The sequence below is a fragment of the Dellaglioa sp. CoH-56-MRSF-10 genome, assembly GCF_056782175.1.
On record NZ_JBXAYF010000115.1, the window covers coordinates 1 to 268 of the forward strand.

The 268-nt window shown below is 51.5% G+C and carries 1 protein-coding gene; it reads left to right on the forward strand.

Features of this window, described 5'->3' with window-relative positions; all coding sequences use genetic code 11:
- Nucleotides 1-71: 71 nt before the first annotated feature.
- Nucleotides 72-268: hypothetical protein (locus tag AC1RP4_RS08020; protein WP_481763280.1), on the forward strand; the 197-nt coding region annotated here is incomplete at its 3' end.

The window sequence follows — 268 nt, forward strand, 5'->3', positions numbered from 1 at the left end:
CAGTATGCGCGCATGCTGATGGGTGAAGAAATCCACGGACTTCGCTCCGACGTGGGCCCGGATATTTTCTGATGAATCGAAGCAACAAGAAAATGAGTCGTGGTCTTAACGGTGAGACCATCGACCACAAGAAGTACATCAAGACGTATCGCTATCAGGTGATGCGTGTGGTGCGCGACATCGAACAGGGTTCCGTATCCGAAGACGACATGGCTCGACTCCGGAACTTTTGTCAAATGGCGATCACGTTGATGGAACATGCGCCGAT